This is a genomic window from Lentimicrobium sp. S6 (assembly GCF_013166635.1).
GTDB lineage: Bacteria > Bacteroidota > Bacteroidia > Bacteroidales > UBA12170 > UBA12170.
Map to the genome: position 1 here is coordinate 1 of NZ_JABKBZ010000032.1, position 20,461 is coordinate 20,461.

Sequence of the window (20,461 nt, forward strand, 5' to 3'; positions counted from 1 at the left end):
TAATAGTAAAAATTAAAGGGGAAATGATCGAAAAACAAGAGTATATAACACGTTAGAAATACAAATAATAGATAAAAAGCTAAAAAAACTGTCCATTTAAGGAATCCTTACGTTATGCAACGGTCTTATATTTCTAACCCTTTATTCTCTTGGCAGTATTTTAAAGAGTTAACAATAGCCATTTTATGATTTTTTCTGGTAAATATATCCACCCAACCTACAGTGGTCATGGTGATAAAATAGGCCTTATCAGGTTCATGTATTTTATATTGGTCTGACATAGCATAAAAATAATAAAAAATGGGATATGCACTCGGAAGGCATTTCCGAGTGAGCTGGGATCAACAATAGCCATTTTATGATTTTTTCTGGTAAATATATCCACCCAACCTACAGTGGTCATGGTGATAAAATAGGCCTTATCAGGTTCATGTATTTTATATTGGTCTGACATAGCATAAAAATAATAAAAAATGGGATATGCACTCGGAAGGCATTTCCGAGTGAGCTGGGATCAACAATGGTCATTTTATGATTTTTCCTGGTAAATATATCCACCCAACTTACAGTGGTCATGGTGATAAAATAGGCCTTATTAGGTTCATGTATTTTATATTGATCTGACATAGCATAAAAATAATAAAAAATGCGATATACACTCGGAAGGCATTTCCGAGTGAGCTGGTCTGGTAAGGCTTTGTGCTACTCCCCAATCTCAATCCTAACCACATCATCAACCTGTAAACCCAATAAACCAGCTGCACGGCCTCTGTTTTGAGCAATTTCGAGGAGGTTGTCAGAACCAAATAGCGCTACCAATTCACCTTCTCCCACATCGCTATAGCTGCTGCGGATTTTATTAATTTTATATTTCCCAGCTCTGAGTAAAATATTAAATGGTTTGCTTTGTACCAATTCTTGGAAGAGGGTTTCAGAAATATTAGTCACCACATTTTCATAACGGTCGATATAGATCACTTTTCCTTTAATCACTCCCGTTTCCGTTACTGGTTGAAAAGCCATTCTATTGGTGAGCTCGGGTAATCTGTCTCCTAACTCTGCCAATGGTTCGCCTTTTACCACATGCAATGCAGCTTGTACAAAGGTGTCTTTTGTAGAGAATGTGTATTTATTTGAGGTTTGGATGATGTCTACTTCGTAGATTTCCTCTGGAATTTCATCAAACATCAAGGAGAAAATACCATTATCAGCGCCTATAAAATAATGCCCTTTATGTTTGATCAAAACATGAGGATGTTCTAGAGAAGCTTCAGAGTTAACGCCCACAATATGGATGGTTCCATCTGGGAAATTATCCCAAGTATTTCGCAAAATATATGAAGCTTCGTTTAAATCGAAAGGTGCAATTTCATGTGATATATCAACAGTTTGAGCTTGTGGAATGTATTTTAAAATAGCCCCTTTTACCGATGCTAAATAATGATCTTTTATTCCCCAGTCAGTTGTTAATGTGATGATAGGCATGAGTCTTGAAATTTGATGTTTAAAGACCAAAGATATTAATAAATCGGATTGCTAAACTTTGAAAAATATTTTGTGATGAAGAATGTATTGTTGATAAAGGGGGGGCATGAAGCTAGAAGTCCGAAGCTAGAAGTGACTTCGTTCTTCGAACCTTTCCTTATTGTTGATGTCTATACAAATTTAATCACTAAGGCCGGATTCAAATTCTTGAAGGGTTTGTCCTGATTTTAATTTCCATTCTGTTAAACCATTTGCACTTCTTCCCATGATAATCATGGCTGCTGATGAGGAAGAGCTAAAAAGGTAGTCTTTGCTAAGAATGAGTTTATTATCAACTTCAATGATTACTTTTTCTTCAATTAGAGCATCTCTGAGTTTTTTCATTGTTTGAGGATACGATTTTGTTATTGGCTCAGCTACCTGAGAATTTTCAAAAGCTACGAATCCTTCAGAAGTTGATTTTCCTGTTCCATTCGCTCCTCTAGTAGCTGAAATATAAAACCAATCATCATTACTTGGTGAAGTTTGATTGGTTTCAGCTTGTCTTATTTGCTCAAATGTATTATATCCTAAGGTATTTATTAGCGTTAAGACATTAGCCAAGTATTCCTCCATTTCTGCTCGGTCAGATTCTGAAATGCTAGATTGTGTTGGTGTTTGAGAATTAATGATATCGTAGCGATTAGCTTTCGTTGCTATTTCGTGAAGTCGGTTTTCTAGATATTTGATATGTGCTTTATTCAAGTTGTCATCTTTACTGATAAAGACAATGGCATCATTCCAGAAATCTTTTTCTTTTAGGTGTTGAATGAGTCTTTTATAAATATCTTCAGCTTCACCAATATAAATCTGTCCTTTTTCTGATAGTTCTGTTCCTCTATTAAGAAGCATATAAACGCCAGTGGTCATTAACTCAGGTCTATCAGCACAAGTTTTGATTGATTTCCTCGGAATTTTATATGCTTTTCCAGTCCAATTGGATAATTCGCAAGCCAATCTTCCATTGGTATCTCCATCAATTAGGAAAAGTTTTATTGTTTTGCCAAATGTCATCTTTCTTATGTTAATGCATTATGATGCGATAAAGGTAATCATTTTAATTGCAATTTGAGGAGAAACAAATCGTGCTAAAGAAAGTGTTTTCAATAGAAAGAATGGAAGCAGCATGAAGTGGGAAGCATGAATCTTGAAGAAGTATGGACGCTTGTTTTTGGAGTTAATCTGTATTCTTGAGTTTAGGTATTTGTAAAAATTTGAATGAACCTGGAAGAACGAAGCATGAACTAACTTCGTGCTTCGAACTTCAAGCTTCAAGCTTTTTCCCTACTTCTCAACTTTAGACAGAAGAACAATCCCAGCTTCAGTATTAATCACAATTTCACCATTGACTACGGTATAATAATCATGGGTATAGCTGTCCATCAATAAATCACCATCCTTATAATAATCTCTTACATTCACTGAAAATTTTTCATTGGGGAGGTCTAGGCCAACGATGACTCTATCTTGTTTGCTGCCTTTTACATAGGAACGCATAAACACATAAGGTGTATTGTTTAGCATTTTATGTTCCCCAGCTCCAACTGCAGGATGGGCATGTCTGAATGTGCCTAGTTTCTGCCAATGCTCTAATAAATCTTTGTCATAACTATCATCCCATGTCATGATGCTTCTGAGGTTCACATCGCCTTCTGCTCCTTCGATAATGAGTGGACGGGCAATCTCGTCACCATAGTAAATTTGAGCTTGACCCGGGCAAAGTAATAGTTTTGTAGCTGATTCGTAAGTTCTTTTTCTTTCCTTGTCAAATGGCCAGCTGTCGTCATGAGAGCTCACGTAGTTCATAAAAGTGACTTCGCTCAAATCACCACCATTTAGAAAGGCAGCATAGCTAGAGAATAATTCTTCATAGCTTTTATTGGCATCGCCTTTAAAACCGAAGTTGATTTGGCTATGGAAACCATTGGCAAAATAGTCTACTTTTTTGTCTCCAAAGTCGAATATTCTACCATTGTTAGCGTTGTAATTATAAGTTTCAGCCAGCATAAAGAAATCATGGTTTTCTTGTATAGGTTCCGGGTTATTGGCTTTCCAATCTTCAAAAGCCAATTGAGCTTCTTTGGCTAAGTCGGCCCAAACATCGGCTTCGGTATGTTTAACGGTGTCTACTCTAAAGCCATCGATTCCGAATTTGCGTATATAATCGGTAATCCATTTGATGATATAATATCTTGGAGTTCTAGGGTAGCCGGTTCTAGCGAAGAATGCATCTAGCTCGTCCAGCTCTTTTTGCTTTCTACCTTGTTTCTCCCATTTTTTGAAGAGGGCTTCAGGAATTTCAACCTCCTCAGTTTGGTCAGTTCTCACATCTGGAAGATTCTTCACCAAAGTACAGAAGACAGTAGAGTTATAGTCTTTGTATTCGCATTGTGGTTCCGTTCTTACCCAATCAGCTGGCCAAACAGGGTCTTTCTCAGTCACAGGACCTGTATGGTTTATAATCACATCCATTAACACTCTTATGTTTTTGGTGTGAGCAGCTTCCATGAGTTCTGCTAAATCGGCTTCTGTTCCAAAGTTGGGCTCCATACTCGTCCAATCCTTAATCCAATAGCCATGAAAAGCATAGGTGTTTCCTTGTCCCTCATTTACACTACCATGGATTTGCTCGTTAACTGGCGAAAACCAAATGGCATCTACTCCAAGCTTATTAAAATACCCCTCCTCTATTTTTTGAGTGATTCCTTTGATGTCTCCACCTGTGAATTGACGTAGTTGCTTTGTATCGTCTTTTCTTGCAAAATTGCTGTCGTTGCTGGTGTCACCATTATTAAACCTATCGGTGAGCATAAAATATACTGTAGCATTATTCCAATCGAATGCTTGGGCTTTGGGCTTATCTTCTGGAGCAAAAACACCAGTCATTAGACTCACAAAAAGTAAGATATTTGTAATAAACATGTGTGTAAATTTATTGGTTATTTGACAAAAATAGGTGTTTTTTTTGGTTATAAATCATTAAAACATAGGTATTTTTAAGCAAACGTTTGCGGAAAATGAAGCTTACTTTTGTAAGAATGATAATATTTTACCGGTTTTTCTGGCTTAAAATATTTGTTGTTTTTTAAGGCTTTTATTGGGCTATCCTAAGTGAAAAGAGATTATCTTTGTTTTTGGTAATAAACACTATTTCCTTATCAATGAAAGATTTAAAAACTACCAACACCCTGCTGCTGTTTATAGTGATCCCTTTGGCGTTTTACTTGCTGAAGTTATTGTCTTTTATTTTTATTCCTCTTATATTTTCTATGTTTATTGCTTTGTTGTTTCTGCCGCTTATGCGTTGGTTGACAAGAAAGAAAGTGCCAAAGCCTATCGGTGTATTTTTGGTTATTGTTATTATTGTTGGTTTTTTAAAGCTTGGAGGCGAAATGGTTCAGTTAACCACTAATGAGATAATGGCCACACAAGAAAGCTTTATGGACAAAGCGGAGACTAAAATCGTTGAATTAATAGTTTTAGTGGAGTCTTTTTTTGGAATGGAGCGGGTACAAGGAGAAAATGTTTTAAAACATTATTTTAAGGATAATTCACTCATGAAGAATTTTGGTTCTACCTTTCAATTTCTTCGTTCAACAGTGACCATGACCTTGATGACCGTATTTTTTGTGGTGCTGTTATTATCTGAATCTTTTAATTTTGAGAAACTATTGAAATCTACCATTTTTAAGCACCGGCATACTTCCATTAAAACATTCATGAAGATAGAGAAAGACATACTCAAGTTTGTTATTGTGAAATTTGTGATCAGTTTGTTTACTGGGATTGGCTTTGGATTGGCGTGCCTGTTTTTTGATGTCAGCTTTCCTTTATTTTGGGGCTTGTTTGCCTTCCTCATTAATTTTGTGCAAATGGTAGGTTCTGTGATTGCAGTGGTACTTTTAAGTTTGTTTGCATTTGTTGAACTAGATCCAACTGGAACCCTCCTCTTTTTTATCATCGTGATTATAGGTGTTCAGGTATTAATGGGAGGAGTGTTAGAGCCCATTTTTATGGGAAAAACTTTTTCTTTAAATGTAATCACAGTTCTGGTAATGTTGATGCTATGGGGATATATATGGGGGATTCCGGGTTTAATCATGTCTATTCCTATTACTGTTTTTATTAAAATATTATTGGAGCAATTTCCAAAAACTAAGATGATTTCTGATTTAATGTCGGGGAGTGATACAGGGATTTCTTTTCGAAAGAGGGCATAAGGTTTTGTGATTTGTCTTTTGTAAAGCCTCTGAATCACCCAGATTTAAATATAAATAATTCCTAAGAATGTGAACGATTCGTGAATAAATATGCAATTTGAATTGGTGTAATGAATTTTTTATTTAGCTTTAAATTAGGTGAATAACCTAAATATCAGCATTGTTAAATAAATAACAATAAAAACAGTATATTTGAGGGTAGTATAATTAAACATTTTGTTTTGGATACAGATACGAAAATACTCCATCCACTTAATAAACCGAGAAGTACTGGTACAACTATGTGTTTACAAGGTTTAACAGGTAAGTTTTTACACTCTTTTTCAAACTTTTTTCTTTCTGTTTCTGAACAAAATACATGTCGATTGATGATAAAAGAATAAGTTTTTCGAGGCTGTAATAAGCTTTAGACGACTTCTTAACATATAAACACATTAAATAATCTGAGCTGTCTACTCGCATGGACAGCTCATAAATAATGAAGATATGAAATCATTTGACGACATTGTAAATTCTCTCCATGAGGATTTTAAACCACAATCACGTACTTTAATCGATCTTGGCGTTTTATTATCTAAAGCATATTCTGTTTTAGGGAATGAGAAGTTTAAGGAGTTTACAAGATTCCAAAAAAACAATTCTGTGCTGCATACTCAGAGTCAAATTATCAAAGGTTTAATTAATGAACTTGGCGAGGTTGATATTGTAAGCTCAACCAATTACATGGTAAAAAGTGAAGGGATAGAACGATTTATCAAAGATATTAAGACCCTAGAATTAGAAAGTGAAAAGCCATTAATAGAGGAGGCTTTTATGAAGACATTTAATTTTGGAGAATTAAAGGCTCAGCTTTTATATTTGGTTTATACTTCTCGTGAAGGTTTGATTCGTTTAAAGAAAAAGATGGTATTGAGTCGAATAGCAGAATTGGATAATAAAGAGGATCGGCTCGAGTACTTAGATTCACTGGTGGATAGTATGAAGAAAACCGATAATTTTTACGATGAAGTGCAATATACTTCTTTGATCAAATTTATTGATTGTGAGTTAACCAAGTGGCAGCGAGTGGTAGAGAATTCTAAAGATTTTAAAAGCTTTTCTTCCAGCCAAGAACTTCATGATTTTATGGTAGAATTAATCCGCAATAAATTAGAGCCAAAAATCCGCAAAGAAAAAGGTTTCCTAAAGTTTTGGCGCGATATAGATATGAAGGCTCAAACCAAGGAAAACGAATTCTATCCCTATATTAAGAGCATTTTAGAACCACTTTGTAATAATAGAAATATTAGTATTACTAGTGAAAATGTAGTCTCCAATGGACGTATAGATCTTACCTTTTCTAGTTCCTCTTTTAAAGTGTGTATGGAAATCAAAAAAGCACATCACAAGGATGCCATAGAGGCTATCAATACGCATTTTGCTGATTATATGGATTGTCAACGTACTGATCATGGGATTTTTCTTCTTTTATGGTATAAATGCGAATCGTATTTTGAAAAGCCGAAGAAATATCATGATCTTAATGAGATGATTTCAGATATTATCATAGAAAGTGACGATTATCAATATCAAATCTTGGGGATTGAATGTACCAAGCCAAATTGCTGTTTGCATAATCAATTGATTTACGAAAAGGATGATTTATACGAAACAGCATAGAGTAGGTTTTGGTATGGGTAGCAGCAACAACTCTGTTATAGTTTATAGAATATTATAAGAGGTTCTATTTCTTATCAGCTATATCGAAGGCCATTAAAGCTTGACCATGTCGAACATATAGTACCTTATCCTTGATAACAGGATGTCCCCAATGTGGGCCTTTGCCATGTGGAATCCTAAATGAACTTATGACTTCAAACTTCTCTGGGTTTGGTTCTAAAATTCCAATATGTCCACGTTTTTCTTCATAAATATATAGGAGGCCATCGGCGTAAATGATATTTCCTTTATTGTTCCATTTTTGAGAATAAGAGGCTTCTCCAGTTTCCCAGTTGATGCAGCACCAGTCACCATTGGCATTGTTTATCCAGTTGGATCCATAAATATATCCGTCAATGAGAACCACACCCCCAAAGTGCACATCAAGAATGGAGTCGGTCCACATCAAGTCTATTTTTCTAAAGTCATCTGAGAGTTGGAATTTAGCACCCACATGGTTATATCCACTGGTGATATATAGCTGATGGTCTTTGTAAACAGGATTATTGGTATTGATTCTACTGGCTCCAGCACTGTTCCATAAGGCGTAGGCATCTTCATCATCTATCCATGAGTAATTATGCTTGAATAGGATTTCACCATCATCAATATTTACTGCAAAAACATCATTAGAAAGGACATTAACGGCGATTTTCATCCCGTTTTCTTCAATTAGAATAGGAGAGGCGTAGGCTGCTGTATCTTGTAAGCTTTCAGTTTGCCATATGGTTTCTCCAGTGTTTTTATCCAAAGCCACCATATTGGTTTTCATACCTCCTACACTAACTAAGACTTTCTCGTCTACTACCAATAAGGACTCAGAATATCCCCATTGGCCTGTTCTGCCTTCAAACTTGTCAAAGACATTAATTCTCCAGATATTCTCTCCGCTAATGGCATCAAAACAAGCTACCCAACAATATCCACTTTGCACATAAAGTCTATCATCAATAAGCGTCGGAGTACTGCGACTGTCAGAGAAGGACTCTGTCCAAGCCTCACCAATGGGCTGTCTCCATTGTTCTTGCCCAACTTTATTAAGGGCTAAAACATAATCTAAGGTATCTACCAAACCTGTTACATAAATAAAATTTTCTCCAATTACTGGGGAAGAATATCCCGTGGGTAAAGAATCGTTATACCACAATAATGTTGGGCCTTCCTCTGGCCATGATTTTAAGAGATTAGCCTCCTCAAAGATTCCGTCTCTATGGGTGCTGCGCCATTGGGTGCTCACTTGAGCAGAAATAGAAAAGGCAAAGGATAAGAATAAAGAAAGGCAGATTAGTTTTCTCATGGTTTCATGGTTTTTTCGGATAAAATCATATTTTTTGCGAAGCTATATTATTTTTTGCAAAGAGTCAAGAGTTTGGAAGCATGGTGCACGAAGCATGGAGCGTGAAGCTGGGAGCACGAAGCGGGGTATTCTTTTTCTTAGCGGTCTTTGCGTCAAAAAAAAACTTTGCATTTTCTTTGGGTGAAATTTTATAGTTAAGAGGGTATGGATTTTCTGACATCTAACATCCGTCACCCCGCATCGGTCATCGAGCATCGAGCATCACGCCTCTATCTTCCCACTTTCAAACCTGTGAATAATGCTGGCAATGGTGGAGTCTCCTGTAACATTTACAGTGGTTCGGAGCATATCTAACGGACGGTCGACAGCAAAAATTAAAGCAATACCTTCACTGGGAACGCCAATGGCGGTAAGCACAATCACCAACATCACAATTCCAGCTCCCGGAACAGCGGCAGAGCCAATACTGGCCATGGTAGCTGTTAATACTATGGTTAATTGTTGACCAAAATCTAAGTCCATACCAAAGGCAGAAGCAATAAAAACAGCGGCTACAGCTTGGTATAAGCTGGTTCCATCCATATTGATGGTGGCACCAATGGGGAGGACAAAACTGCTCACTTGGTTAGAGATTTTTAAGTTTTTCTCGCAACATTCCATGGTCACTGGTAGCGTGGCAGCCGACGAGCTGGTGGAGAAGGCCAGAAGTTGCGCTGGAGCAATTCCTTTATAAAATTGAGAAAGTTTTACTTTGGTGAAAAACTTTACCAGAATGGGATAGAATCCGAAAATGAGAATGAGCAATCCTAAGACCACTGTCACAGCATATAGGCCAAGGGCTTTAAAGAGATCTATATCCCCTTTCATATCCACAATAATAGTTCCAAGAAGGGCAAAAACACCTATGGGTGCGAACTCCATAATGAGGTCTATCACTTTTAAAATCACCAGATTCATGCTGTTGAAAAAGTCTCTAACGGGTTTGGTTTTGTTTTCAGGCAGTATGACAATGGCAATGCCAATAAAAATGGAGAAAAAGATGATTTGTAGCATATTGCTATTATCGGCAGCAGCCCCAAAAATATTTGAAGGTACCAAATCCACCAAAAACTGCAAGGGAGATTCATCTTCTAAAACAGCAGCACTCTCTTGTTTGGCTTCCACTTGCGAGCTATACATTTGAGTGTATTTGGCTTGATCTTCTTGAGGGAAACTGGCTCCGGGATCGATAAGATTAACCAAAACCAAACCAATAGTAATGGCCACTACTGTTGTAAAAAGATAGAAAGAAATGGTTTTTAAGCCCATGCTGCTGAGCTTGGAGATATCTTTTAAATTTCCAATTCCACTAATGAGCGAGAAAAGGATAAGAGGCATGGCTATCAACTTTAAAAGATTGATAAAAATAGTACCAAAAGGTTTGATATAATTGATGGTGAAATCTATCCATCCCGATTTACTAGCCATCAGACCATAAATAATACCAATGGCCATCCCGATGAGAATTTTCCAATGCAATGCCAACTTCTTTTTCTTCGCCATAGCGCAAATTTAAATTTTTTCCATGATTTTTTGAAAATCAGGATGATTATAGTCTATGTTTTCCCCTTTTAATTCAATTAAATCATCGCCAGATTTTAGGAATTGTAAGAGACGATGACTGTTTTCTATATCTGTAAAACTAGACTCAGAGGCATGTATGAGGAGGGTTTTATTAGTAGATTTTCTCACAAACTCCCATAGGGGAATCTTAAATTGAGTGAGGTAGGAGTGGGGAAGCATCCAGAAGTATTTTCTGAGCATGAGCGCATTCCAAGAGTAATATGGGTTTTCGAGTATAACGAGTTCTGCAGGAAACTCACCTCCTATATAGGCTGCCATTCCGCTCCCAAAATCTCGTCCAGCAATAATTAAGCTACTGGAATCTGCCAAGCTATGAGCCATTTTATACCATTGCTGCGCATCTTTATACATATCCTCCTCCGATTGGTAATAAGAAGTGGATTTTCCATTCCCTCTATACTCCGGAATGAGGACATCAAACCCCATTTGATAGTAATAAATTGATTGAATATCAAAATTCTCCGATTGATAATCTCCATTTGGGAAATACAGAAGCAATCCTTTGGCTTTTTCTTGCTTGAACCATAAAGCATGTAAACTTACTTCTGGGTTAATATTGATTTCCATTTCCTGAAAATTGTTTTTAAAATCGTAAATATAGTTTTGTTCTAGTTGGTCATGATTAAAAAAGAAGGAATCTTCGTTTTGAAAAATATAACTAGTTGCAGCTATATAAAGCATTAAAACTGCAATGGCTCTGATGATAAATTTTCTACTCAATGTCGTGTTTTTTGCAAAGAAACAAAAAAAGAATGATGAAAATGAGTTCGACGCATTATATAGATAGGAGTCAATTACTTAGCTTTTTTACTCACTATTACAGTAGCAATGGGCTATTTATTGATAAAATCGATAATTTTTAGATTTTTTAGGAAATAAAAGCAGGATATCTATCTGTCAGTAATACAGTATGATAGTTCCTCTGTGCTCCAAAATAGGTTAAATAATTATTTATAATCATCAGCTTTGCCTAAAAAATTATTTGTGGTTTGAAAATAAAGTATACATTTGTGGTTCAATTTTAATATATTACAATGAAAAAAGGAACAGTAAAATTTTTTAATGGATCTAAAGGTTTTGGATTTATTATTGATGACGAGACAAAAAAAGAATTCTTTGTACACGCTACAGGATTAATCGACGAGATTCGTGAAAACGACGAAGTTGAGTTCGAACTTAAAGAAGGAAAAAAAGGACTTAATGCAGTGGATGTTAAAGTAATTTAAGATATATTGTAATTTCTTTTAAGTACCAAAGGGTCGTTTTTCTAGGAAAACGGCCTTTTTGCTTTTTAAGAGAAAAAAATAACAGGAACAACGAAGCTAGAAAATGGAAGAGTTTGAATATCTAAATATGGTTGAAGACTTTTGGGTTAATATTTGTTTGGTTAGAAAACACATATCTCTATATCATTCAGCTCAAATACTAATTTTTTTCTAGCTTTTAATCTTGAATAAGAAGACAGTGACAATAAGAATGAATATGGAGTTCTATAGCCCCAGATTTTAGATCTCTCAACCTCTGAGATTTTGTATCCTTTTAGCCTTTCTTCATAGTAGACTTTCTCACCACCAATCGAGTTTTCATAATTAAATGTTCTTCAGAAATATCAATTTTATCATCAATATTCGAGAGAACCATTTTTATACTTCTAATACCGATTTTTCTACCTGGTTGATGTATGGATGAAAGTGAAGGTGAACTCACCTGTGCAAGATCAGAATTGCTAAAGCCAAGAACTCCAACGTCCTCAGGGACTCTAATTCCCATTTTCTTTAATCCTCTAATGACTCCTAAAGCTACATTATCACTCACACAGAAAATGGCATCAGGTCTATTGTCCATTTCCATGAGTTGTTTTGCTAATTTTTCTCCTTCATTTTGGTTGAACTTTTTGCAAGTGAGTAGCCAGTTCTTATGAAATTCCATATGATGAGCTTTCAAAGTATCTAAGTAAGCATCAACCCTTACCGTAGCAATAGTAGAGGAGCTTAAGCCTCTTAAATGCGCAATCTTTTTATAACCTTGGTCTATTAAATGAACAATACCTTCTTTTGTTCCTATATCATCGTTGGACGAGATAAGTGGTGTTTTGAGTTTCTTGAAATGGATTAGACGGTCTATGATAACAAAGGGAATATCTGTTCTTATGAGTTTTTCGAGTTTGGCTTTTTGAGAGCCTAGCTTTCTACTGGGAAGTATTAATATGGCATCCACATCAAGTTCGTAAAACTCTTGAATTAATTCCATTTCCTTTTCAGGATTATAATTACTCTCCGCAATAATCATTTTATATCCAGCTTTGGTAGCTTGGCTTAACATACCGCTTAATATTTGAGCCAAGTAATAATGGGTGAGCCGAGGGAAAATAACTCCAAACCTATAAGACTTTTTAAATTTAAGAGAAAGCGCGGTGGTATTGGGTTTGTAGTTATAAAGTGCAGCTGCTTCCTTCACCCTATTCTTCATGTTGTCACTGATCTCAGGATGGTCATGTAAAGCCCTTGAAACAGTAGCTATTGTTGTATTTAGCGATTTTGCTAGGTCTTTCAGTGTTACGCGCTTCATGTGTAGTTTATTGATTATCTCAGAATTATACGCAAATTTAACAAATTTTAAATTAATTGTCAACCGTAAACGTTTACGTAAAATTTGCTTATTGTGTGGTGTTAATTTATATTATTTCTTTGTTAACAATTAGATCATCAAAACACAAAATATTATGAAGAAATTTACTTTTTTATTCATGTTTCTTAACCTAGTTTTTGCATTAAATATATATGCACAGACTACTGTTACAGGAACAGTGACAGATGAAGATGGATTATCTATTCCTTCAGTATCTGTAATTGTTAAAAACACATTGAACGGAACCATTTCTGATATGGATGGTAATTTTAGCCTGAACGTGGAGAAGTTCCCCGTTACTTTAGTGGCCAGTTTCGTTGGTTACGAATCTGTTGAAGTCGATGTCACTTCTACGGTGCCTGTTAAGGTTATTTTAGCAAGTGGAGTTGGGCTTGAGGAGGTCACCATTACAGGTTCAATGACTGTCCGTACAGAAAATGAAGCAGCCATGTCTATGACATCCATGAAAGCAAAAGAAATTCAAATGAAGGCAGCCAGCGGACAAGCTGACATCCTTCGTTCGATTCCTGGAATTACCGCTGAAGGTGGAGGAGGTGAAGTAGCAACTAATGTATTTGTTCGTGGATTACCTTCTGGTGGACAATATGTATTTAATCCATTACAGTATGATGGAATGCCTACAATTAGTACTTTCGGATTGAACTCATCTGCACATGATGTTTATGTAAGAAACGATTTTGGTATTCGTATGTTAGACTTCCCTCGTGGTGGTGCTGCTATTCTTTATGGCGCAGGTTCTGTTGCTGGTTTAATCAACTATATTTCTAAAACAGGAACAGAAACTCCTGAAAACATTATTCAATTTGAAGCTGCCGATCAAGGTCGCATGAAAGCTGATTTCTATAGTGGTGGAAAATTAGGTGGTGAAGGTTCTAAAACTTATTACGCTCTTAGTGGATTCTATCGTTATGATGAAGGTCCTATCAAAACGGGTCTTCCAACACAAGGTTTTCAATTAAGAGGTAATGTTAAACAATTATTCGACCATGGTTCTTTAGTTTTATCTGGTCAATATATTGATGATAGAGTACAATTTTTCTTGCCCCTTCCATTAGATGGAGATAGTAGAGAATTTGCTACAGGTAACGATGGTGAAGAAGTGAATACTATCCAAACGGTGCATGCCAGCAATATTTCTTATCAAACTCCTAATGGAGTTTATCATACTCCAATAAAAGATGGTGTTTCTACCAAAGGTGGTTATTTTATGGCCGATTATAAACAAGAATTTTCTAGCGGTTTACGTTTAAACACTAAACTTCGTTATGCTCGCTATCAGCACCAGTTTAACCTATTCTTAGCGGGTTCTGGAAATCCTCAATCTTTAACTGATTTTGTAACAGCTATAGACCCTGAAGCTACAAATATTGTAGGAACAAATACAGGCACTACTAGAACAATGCCTAATTCTGACAAAGTTTTAGTGAATACTTTATTAGATCGTAATCGTCCGATGACTGATTTAGCTGGTGAAATGAACTTGACTCAAAAATGGGTTACTGGTGAATTAGAACACCACGTTACTTTAGGAGGTTTCTTCTCTCGCAGTGAAGCGGAAGACCAAAATATTCAATCAAGATATGTAAGTGAATTTAATTCTATTCCACAGTTGGTGGACATTACTTATACCTCAGGTGGAAACGATATGGTATTGAGCCAGAATGGTGTTTTTAATCCAGGTGCGGCATATGCTAATAACTTCATTACTGCCAATAAAATGGCCGGTTATTTAACGGACGAAATGCAAATTGGTCGTTGGAGAATTGACGTAGGTTTACGTGTAGAGAAAATTAGTGCTGATGTAACTAGAGAAGGTAATACAACTTACCAAATGAGCGAAGATGAGTCTCTTTCCTCTGAATTGCAGACTGTAAGTTGGGGAAATAATGCCTATTTAACTGGTAATGGTCAAGATACAGACTGGGCTGGCGTTTTAGCAGCTAACTATCAGTTAAATGAAAATGTAAATCTTTATGGTAACTTAACTAAGGGTTATTTCTTCCCTCAACCTCGTGGAATTCAGGTTTCATCTGACGGAACTGTCGGTTCTTACGAAACAGAGAAGATTTATCAAGGTGAAATTGGTGCTAAATATGCCAATAAGAAAATAAAAGCTACCATCGCTGGTTATTATGTTGATTTAAATGACAGAAGAGATGTGAGATTAATTGATGATCCAAATAACCCTGGAACAATTATAGAAGATGTAAGCACTAAGAGTACACGTAGTATAGGTGTTGAAGCTACTTGGGATTATGAATTCGTGAAGTATTTACACTTCAGTGGTAGTTTAACTTATCAAAACCACGAGTATGACGAGCATAAATCTACTCCAGAGTATGTTGGAAATAAATTAGCAAGACAACCTAACTTCTTATCAAATCTAGCTTTAGATTATTTTGGTGAAAAATTTGATGCTGGAGTTTCCATGAGCCACACAGGTAAAAAATTCACAGATGATAGTAATAATGTAGAATTAGATGCCATTAATATATTCAGACTTGACGCTGGTTACACCATGCGTTTAGGTGATAACGGAGAAACTTTGCGCCTTGGTGCAGCTGTATTTAACCTAACAGATTCTAAAGGACCTACAGAAGGTAATCCACGTGATTTATCACAATCAAATAGTGGTGTTTATTTTGTTGGTCGTCCAATATTGCCAAGAAGATTGTTCATTAGAGCAACATTTACATTCTAAGTTTATGATTTGTTTGAGCCGGAGGATTGTTCACCTCCGGTTCTTTTTTTAACTTTCAGAACATTATAAATCACAAAAACTACAGTAGATGAATTGGCTAGACTATGTTATCATACTAGTGTATTTTGCAGGATTCCTAGGAATGGGTTATTTCTTTAAGGAGAATAAAAACTCCACTGATTATTTTTTAGGAGGGAAAAGCTTGGGCTGGTTGCCTTTGAGCTTGTCAACTATGGCTACTCAATTGTCTGCCATTAGCTTTGTTTCTGCACCCGCCTTTGTGGCTTTAAAAGCTGGAGGAGGAATGAAATGGTTAACCTTTGAGTTTTCCGTTCCATTGGCCATGTTCTTTTTAATGGTCGTACTTGTTCCGCCTTTGTTCCGTTCTGGTGTAGTGAGTATTTATGAGTTTGTGGAGCGTAGATTTGATGCTTCAACTCGAATGATTTTAAGTGTAGTTTTTCAGATATCTAGAGCTTTAAGTACTGGAGTTATGGTCTATACCATTGCCATCATACTACAAGCAGTATTGGATATCGATTTCATTTATACCATTCCGCTCATTAGTATTGTTACCATTATTTATTCATGGCAAGGGGGTATGAAAGCTGTGGTTTGGGGCGACGCCATCCAAATGGTGATTCTTTTCGGAGGACTAGTCATTGCCTTAGTTTATGGTTACTTCCTAATGGCAGATAGTGGTGGATCTTTATCAAGTGTAGATCCTGAAAGGTTACAAGTTATCAATAATAACTTCGGTTTTGGAGATGGTGAATATGGTATTTGGCCCATGATTATTGGAGGATTCTTTCTCTATGCCTCTTATTATGGTACCGACCAAACTCAAGCCCAAAGACTTTTATCTGCTAAAGATGAAAAAACAATTCGTCAGCTATTATTTGCAAATGGAGTACTAAGATTCCCAGTGGTTTTAATTTATTGTAGTTTAGGATTGGTACTTGGCGGTTTTATTTTAGTGGCACCAGAATTTGTGGATCAATTAGCTGTAGTTACACAAAGATATTTCCCAGCAGAGTATGCGTCTTCTGGAATTAAACCTGACTTAATGGTTCCTGTTTTTATCGTTAATTATTTACCTCATGGTTTAATAGGTATTTTAATGGTGGGGATTTTATCAGCAGCCATGTCTTCTTTAAGTTCTACCGTAAACTCTTTATCAGCAGTTACCGTGGAAGATTTCTTTAACAGAGGGAAAAAGAAACTTTCTGGAGTGAAATATATGATGGTTTCAAAAGGTGCTGTAGTCTTCTGGGGAGCGGTTTGTATTGCCAGTGCTTTTTTATTAGGAGGAAGTGAGAGCTCAGTTATTGAAATTATAAATGCTATTGGTTCTGTATTTTATGGACCTGTTTTAGCCACCTTCTTATTGGCTATTTATTCCAAGAAAGTGAATAAGTATGGAATGAATGCAGGTATTATTCTTTCCGTACTGATTAATCTGGTTTTTTCTAAAACCATGCAGCAAATTTTCGGTTTCGATCCAGGAATCGATATCTTTTGGATTTGGTTGAATTTTACCGGATTTGCTATGTGTGTGATTATAGCTTATGTAGTAAGTTATATCAGGAAAGACCCCAATAACAAAACCTCACAAGTTAATTATAAAATTAGAAAAGAAGATTTTTTCTCCAAAGAAGGAATCATGCTTATCGTATTCTTTATGGTGATTTTCGTCTTTAGTTTATTCGTACCGCAAATATTTGGATAATAATTATTAGAGCTCATGAAAATAGCCTTATGTCATTTTAGAGTCGGTGAAACCGATGGTGTTTCCTTGGAGATGGACAAGTGGAAAAAAGCACTTGAACAGCTTGGGCATGAAGTCATTTTTATTGCCGGAAGCGATAAAAGGGGAGAGGCAGAGATTATTCCTGAGCTGCATTATCAATATGCTATTAATAACAAAATAGTGCAGCAAGCTTATGGCCAAACAGAGTATCCTTGGTCAGAAGAAAAACTTAGGGGCAGAATACTCATGGTGGCTGAACTCATTGAACAAGCTTTGCTAGAAATTATTCGATGCCGTGCCATAGATGTGTTGATACCTAATAATATTCTTTCCTTGGGTTGGGGATTGCCTGCGGGAATTGGTTTTGTCAATGCCATAAAGAAGTCTAAAGTGAAAGCCATATGTCATCACCACGATTTTTACTGGGAGAGAGATTTATATGCCCATCCTAATCATAAAATGATTGAAGACATGCTGAAGGATTATTTTCCTCCTGTGCATCCACGCATTGAGCATGTTTGTATCAATAGCATTGCGCAAGGCGAGTTAAAATCTAGACATGGAGTAGAAGCCGATGTAGTTCCCAATGTTTTCGATTTTGATCATGACTTGATGAAGGTGGATGATTATAACCGAGAGATGAGGAGGGAATTTGGAATTCAGAATTCCGATATTGTTTTGCTTCAAGCCACACGAGTGGTGGAGCGAAAAGCCATTGAAATAGCCATAGATTATGCAGCAGCTCTGGAGAAAAAACGAGACCTACTCGTCAACCAGAAATGCTATAATGGGGAATCATTTACGGAGAAAAGTCATATATACTTAGTCCTAGCTGGTCAGTCAGAATCCCCAGAATATTTAAAGAAATTGAAGCTTTATGCTTTGGAAAAAGGCGTCAAGATAAAAGACATCAGTTCAAATGTTGAACCCGAGAGAAGTGAAAATACTGAGGAGAAGAAATTCTCCTTATGGGATGTTTATACCATGGCCGATTTGGTGACTTATCCAAGTATTTTGGAGGGTTGGGGAAACCAGTTTTTAGAAGCTTTGGTGGCCAAATTGCCTGTGGCTGTTTATAAATATCCCGTTTATCAATCAGATATCGAAAAGTATCAGTTCAATGTGCTTTCATTTGGGCATCAACATCAATCCGATAATAATTGGGTGCGTGTTGATGAAGAGAAAATAGAAAAAGCCGCAGATGAATCTATTAAATACCTTTTGGATGCTGATTATAGAACAAAACAAGTAGAAGAAAATTATAATACAGCAAAACGCGAACTGTCCATCGATGGTTTACAAAAGATGCTAGCAAAAATATTTTGAGGATGGATATCATAAAGCAACATATCGAATTTTTATATCCGGAGCAATTAAATGAAACACTGTCGGCTATAGCAAAGTTAGTTGAGGAGTATAGTGACTTAATTGAAAAGAAGGACTTTCTACTGAGTAAGGAAGATGTGATTTTGATTGCCTATGCCGACAGTTTTATTCAGGGTGATGAGCCCAATTTGACAAGTCTCAAGAAGGTATGTTCTACACATTTAAAATCCATGATCAATACCATCCATATTCTTCCTTTTTATCCATTTACTTCCGATGATGGTTTTTCGGTGGTAGATTATAAAGAGGTCAATCCCGAATTTGGTACTTGGAAGGAAGTTTTGGAGCTCAATCAAGAATTTCAGTTGATGTTTGATGCGGTGATTAACCACATTTCTAAATCATCTGATTGGTTCCAAGGATTTTTAAGCGGAGATAAAAACTATGACCAGTTTTTTATTGAAGCCAATCCCAATCATCCTGATTTACATCGAGTGACTCGTCCGCGAACTTTACCACTCTTACATCCTTTTTTAAAACAAGGGCAAGAAAAATATATTTGGACTACTTTTTCTGAAGATCAGATAGATTTAAATTATGAGAATCCTCAGGTTTTTTTGAGAGTCTTGGAAGTGTTGTTGTTTTATATTTCAAAGGGAGCAAAATTTATTCGTCTAGATGCCATTGCTTTTATGTGGAAAAAGCTTGGGACTACCTGTATTCATTTAGATGAAACCCATGAAATCATTATTGCTTACCGCAAGATTATTGAACAAATAGCACCACAAGTAGTTTTAATCACAGAAACCAATGTTCCTCATCCCGAGAATATCTCCTATTTTGGAGATGGCTTGAATGAAGCACACATGATTTATAATTTCAGTTTGCCTCCATTATTGGCATATAGCCTACATGCAAGGGAAGTTGACACCTTAAGCAATTGGGCACAGTCTTTAAAATTGCCTTCTGATAAAACATGCTTCTTCAACTTTACGGCTAGCCACGATGGTATTGGAGTTCGTCCTTTGCAAGGGATAGTTAGTGATGAGCAAATTTCCATGTTGGCCAATAAAGCAGAATGTCATGGTGGTTTTGTTTCCTATAAATCCAATCCCGATGGCAGTAAAACACCCTATGAGCTCAATTGTAATTATATGGATTTGCTCAGTTCACCAGAAGAAAGTATAGCCTATCGTGCCAAACGATTTATGCTCACTCAAGCAGTGATGTTGAGTTTTAATGGCGTGCCTGGTGTCTACTATCATTCTGTTTTTGGTTCGGAGAATGATGTGGAGGCAGTGAAGGCTTCGGGCATAAATAGAAGAATCAACAGAGCTAAAATTCAAGTTGATGATTTGAATAGGGAGCTTGAAGGTAAGTCAAGTCTAAGATATAGAGTCTATTCAGAATATAAGAAATTACTGGAATTGCGTCAGCAAGAAGATGCATTCCATCCTTTTAGTCAAGCTCTTTTTTCTAATAAAGATGCTTTATTTATTATCGAAAGGAAAAGCGAATCGGAAAGCGTTTACTGTCTATTTAATTTTTCCGATAAAGCCATTAATATAGAATCCCATACTAGTAATAAAGTCAATATGACATATTGGAAACCTGTAGAAACACAACTGGAGCCTTATGCTTATTTGTGGTTGAAATCAGTATAAATTCAAGAA

At 36.2% G+C, this 20,461-nt stretch carries 15 protein-coding genes; 7 read left to right on the top strand and 8 right to left on the bottom strand.

Translation table 11 applies throughout. From position 1 onward, the window contains the following. Positions 1–125 precede the first annotated feature (125 nt). From HNS40_RS11750 to HNS40_RS11765, 4 genes are all read right to left on the bottom strand, one after another. On the bottom strand, positions 126–281 hold the full coding sequence (locus tag HNS40_RS11750) for a hypothetical protein (protein WP_172281015.1): 156 nt from the start codon (positions 279–281) through the stop codon (positions 126–128). Positions 282–702: 421 nt separating this feature from the next. Continuing rightward, the gene (locus HNS40_RS11755) at positions 703–1,485 is read right to left on the bottom strand and encodes an S-adenosyl-l-methionine hydroxide adenosyltransferase family protein (RefSeq protein WP_172281016.1); all 783 of its coding nucleotides are present in this window, start codon (positions 1,483–1,485) and stop codon (positions 703–705) included. 180 nt (positions 1,486–1,665) lie between these two features. Further along, positions 1,666–2,538 (bottom strand): GIY-YIG nuclease family protein, encoded by an 873-nt coding sequence (locus tag HNS40_RS11760; protein ID WP_172281017.1) that lies wholly within the window; start codon positions 2,536–2,538, stop codon positions 1,666–1,668. Between the two features lie 270 nt (positions 2,539–2,808). After that, complete coding sequence (locus tag HNS40_RS11765; protein ID WP_172281018.1) at positions 2,809–4,446, bottom strand: alpha-amylase family glycosyl hydrolase; 1,638 nt, start codon at positions 4,444–4,446, stop codon at positions 2,809–2,811. Between the two features lie 239 nt (positions 4,447–4,685). On the opposite strand from HNS40_RS11765, the gene HNS40_RS11770 reads away from it, so the two are divergent. Both HNS40_RS11770 and HNS40_RS11775 read left to right on the top strand, forming a co-directional pair. Further along, positions 4,686–5,744: an AI-2E family transporter gene (locus HNS40_RS11770; RefSeq protein ID WP_172281019.1), complete on the top strand. Its 1,059-nt coding sequence runs from the start codon at positions 4,686–4,688 to the stop codon at positions 5,742–5,744. Between the two features lie 486 nt (positions 5,745–6,230). Next, a complete protein-coding gene (locus tag HNS40_RS11775) occupies positions 6,231–7,403 on the top strand; it encodes a hypothetical protein (protein ID WP_172281020.1) in 1,173 nt (390 codons plus the stop codon). Between the two features lie 64 nt (positions 7,404–7,467). Here HNS40_RS11775 and HNS40_RS11780 read toward each other — a convergent pair whose 3' ends face one another. The 3 genes from HNS40_RS11780 to HNS40_RS11790 form a co-directional block, all read right to left on the bottom strand. Next, the gene (locus HNS40_RS11780; protein WP_172281021.1) at positions 7,468–8,739 is read right to left on the bottom strand and encodes a PQQ-binding-like beta-propeller repeat protein; all 1,272 of its coding nucleotides are present in this window, start codon (positions 8,737–8,739) and stop codon (positions 7,468–7,470) included. Positions 8,740–9,000: 261 nt separating this feature from the next. Then, the gene (locus tag HNS40_RS11785; protein ID WP_172281022.1) at positions 9,001–10,281 is read right to left on the bottom strand and encodes a dicarboxylate/amino acid:cation symporter; all 1,281 of its coding nucleotides are present in this window, start codon (positions 10,279–10,281) and stop codon (positions 9,001–9,003) included. A gap of 9 nt (positions 10,282–10,290) precedes the next feature. After that, on the bottom strand, positions 10,291–11,082 hold the full coding sequence (locus HNS40_RS11790) for a S9 family peptidase (protein ID WP_172281023.1): 792 nt from the start codon (positions 11,080–11,082) through the stop codon (positions 10,291–10,293). A 314-nt stretch (positions 11,083–11,396) separates the two neighbouring features. On the opposite strand from HNS40_RS11790, the gene HNS40_RS11795 reads away from it, so the two are divergent. Continuing rightward, on the top strand, positions 11,397–11,588 hold the full coding sequence (locus tag HNS40_RS11795; protein ID WP_172281024.1) for a cold-shock protein: 192 nt from the start codon (positions 11,397–11,399) through the stop codon (positions 11,586–11,588). A gap of 313 nt (positions 11,589–11,901) precedes the next feature. Here HNS40_RS11795 and HNS40_RS11800 read toward each other — a convergent pair whose 3' ends face one another. Further along, positions 11,902–12,930: a LacI family DNA-binding transcriptional regulator gene (locus tag HNS40_RS11800; RefSeq protein WP_172281025.1), complete on the bottom strand. Its 1,029-nt coding sequence runs from the start codon at positions 12,928–12,930 to the stop codon at positions 11,902–11,904. 154 nt (positions 12,931–13,084) lie between these two features. On the opposite strand from HNS40_RS11800, the gene HNS40_RS11805 reads away from it, so the two are divergent. From HNS40_RS11805 to HNS40_RS11820, 4 genes are all read left to right on the top strand, one after another. After that, the gene (locus HNS40_RS11805) at positions 13,085–15,712 is read left to right on the top strand and encodes a TonB-dependent siderophore receptor (protein WP_172281027.1); all 2,628 of its coding nucleotides are present in this window, start codon (positions 13,085–13,087) and stop codon (positions 15,710–15,712) included. 88 nt (positions 15,713–15,800) lie between these two features. Beyond that, positions 15,801–17,441 carry a sodium/solute symporter gene (locus HNS40_RS11810; protein WP_172281029.1) on the top strand — a complete coding sequence of 547 codons (1,641 nt, stop codon included), beginning with the start codon at positions 15,801–15,803 and terminating at the stop codon, positions 17,439–17,441. Positions 17,442–17,456: 15 nt separating this feature from the next. Then, positions 17,457–18,788, top strand: coding sequence for a glycosyltransferase family 4 protein (locus tag HNS40_RS11815; protein ID WP_172281031.1), 1,332 nt, complete (start codon positions 17,457–17,459; stop codon positions 18,786–18,788). A gap of 2 nt (positions 18,789–18,790) precedes the next feature. Next, positions 18,791–20,452 (top strand): alpha-amylase family glycosyl hydrolase, encoded by a 1,662-nt coding sequence (locus HNS40_RS11820; protein ID WP_172281033.1) that lies wholly within the window; start codon positions 18,791–18,793, stop codon positions 20,450–20,452. Positions 20,453–20,461 lie beyond the last annotated feature (9 nt).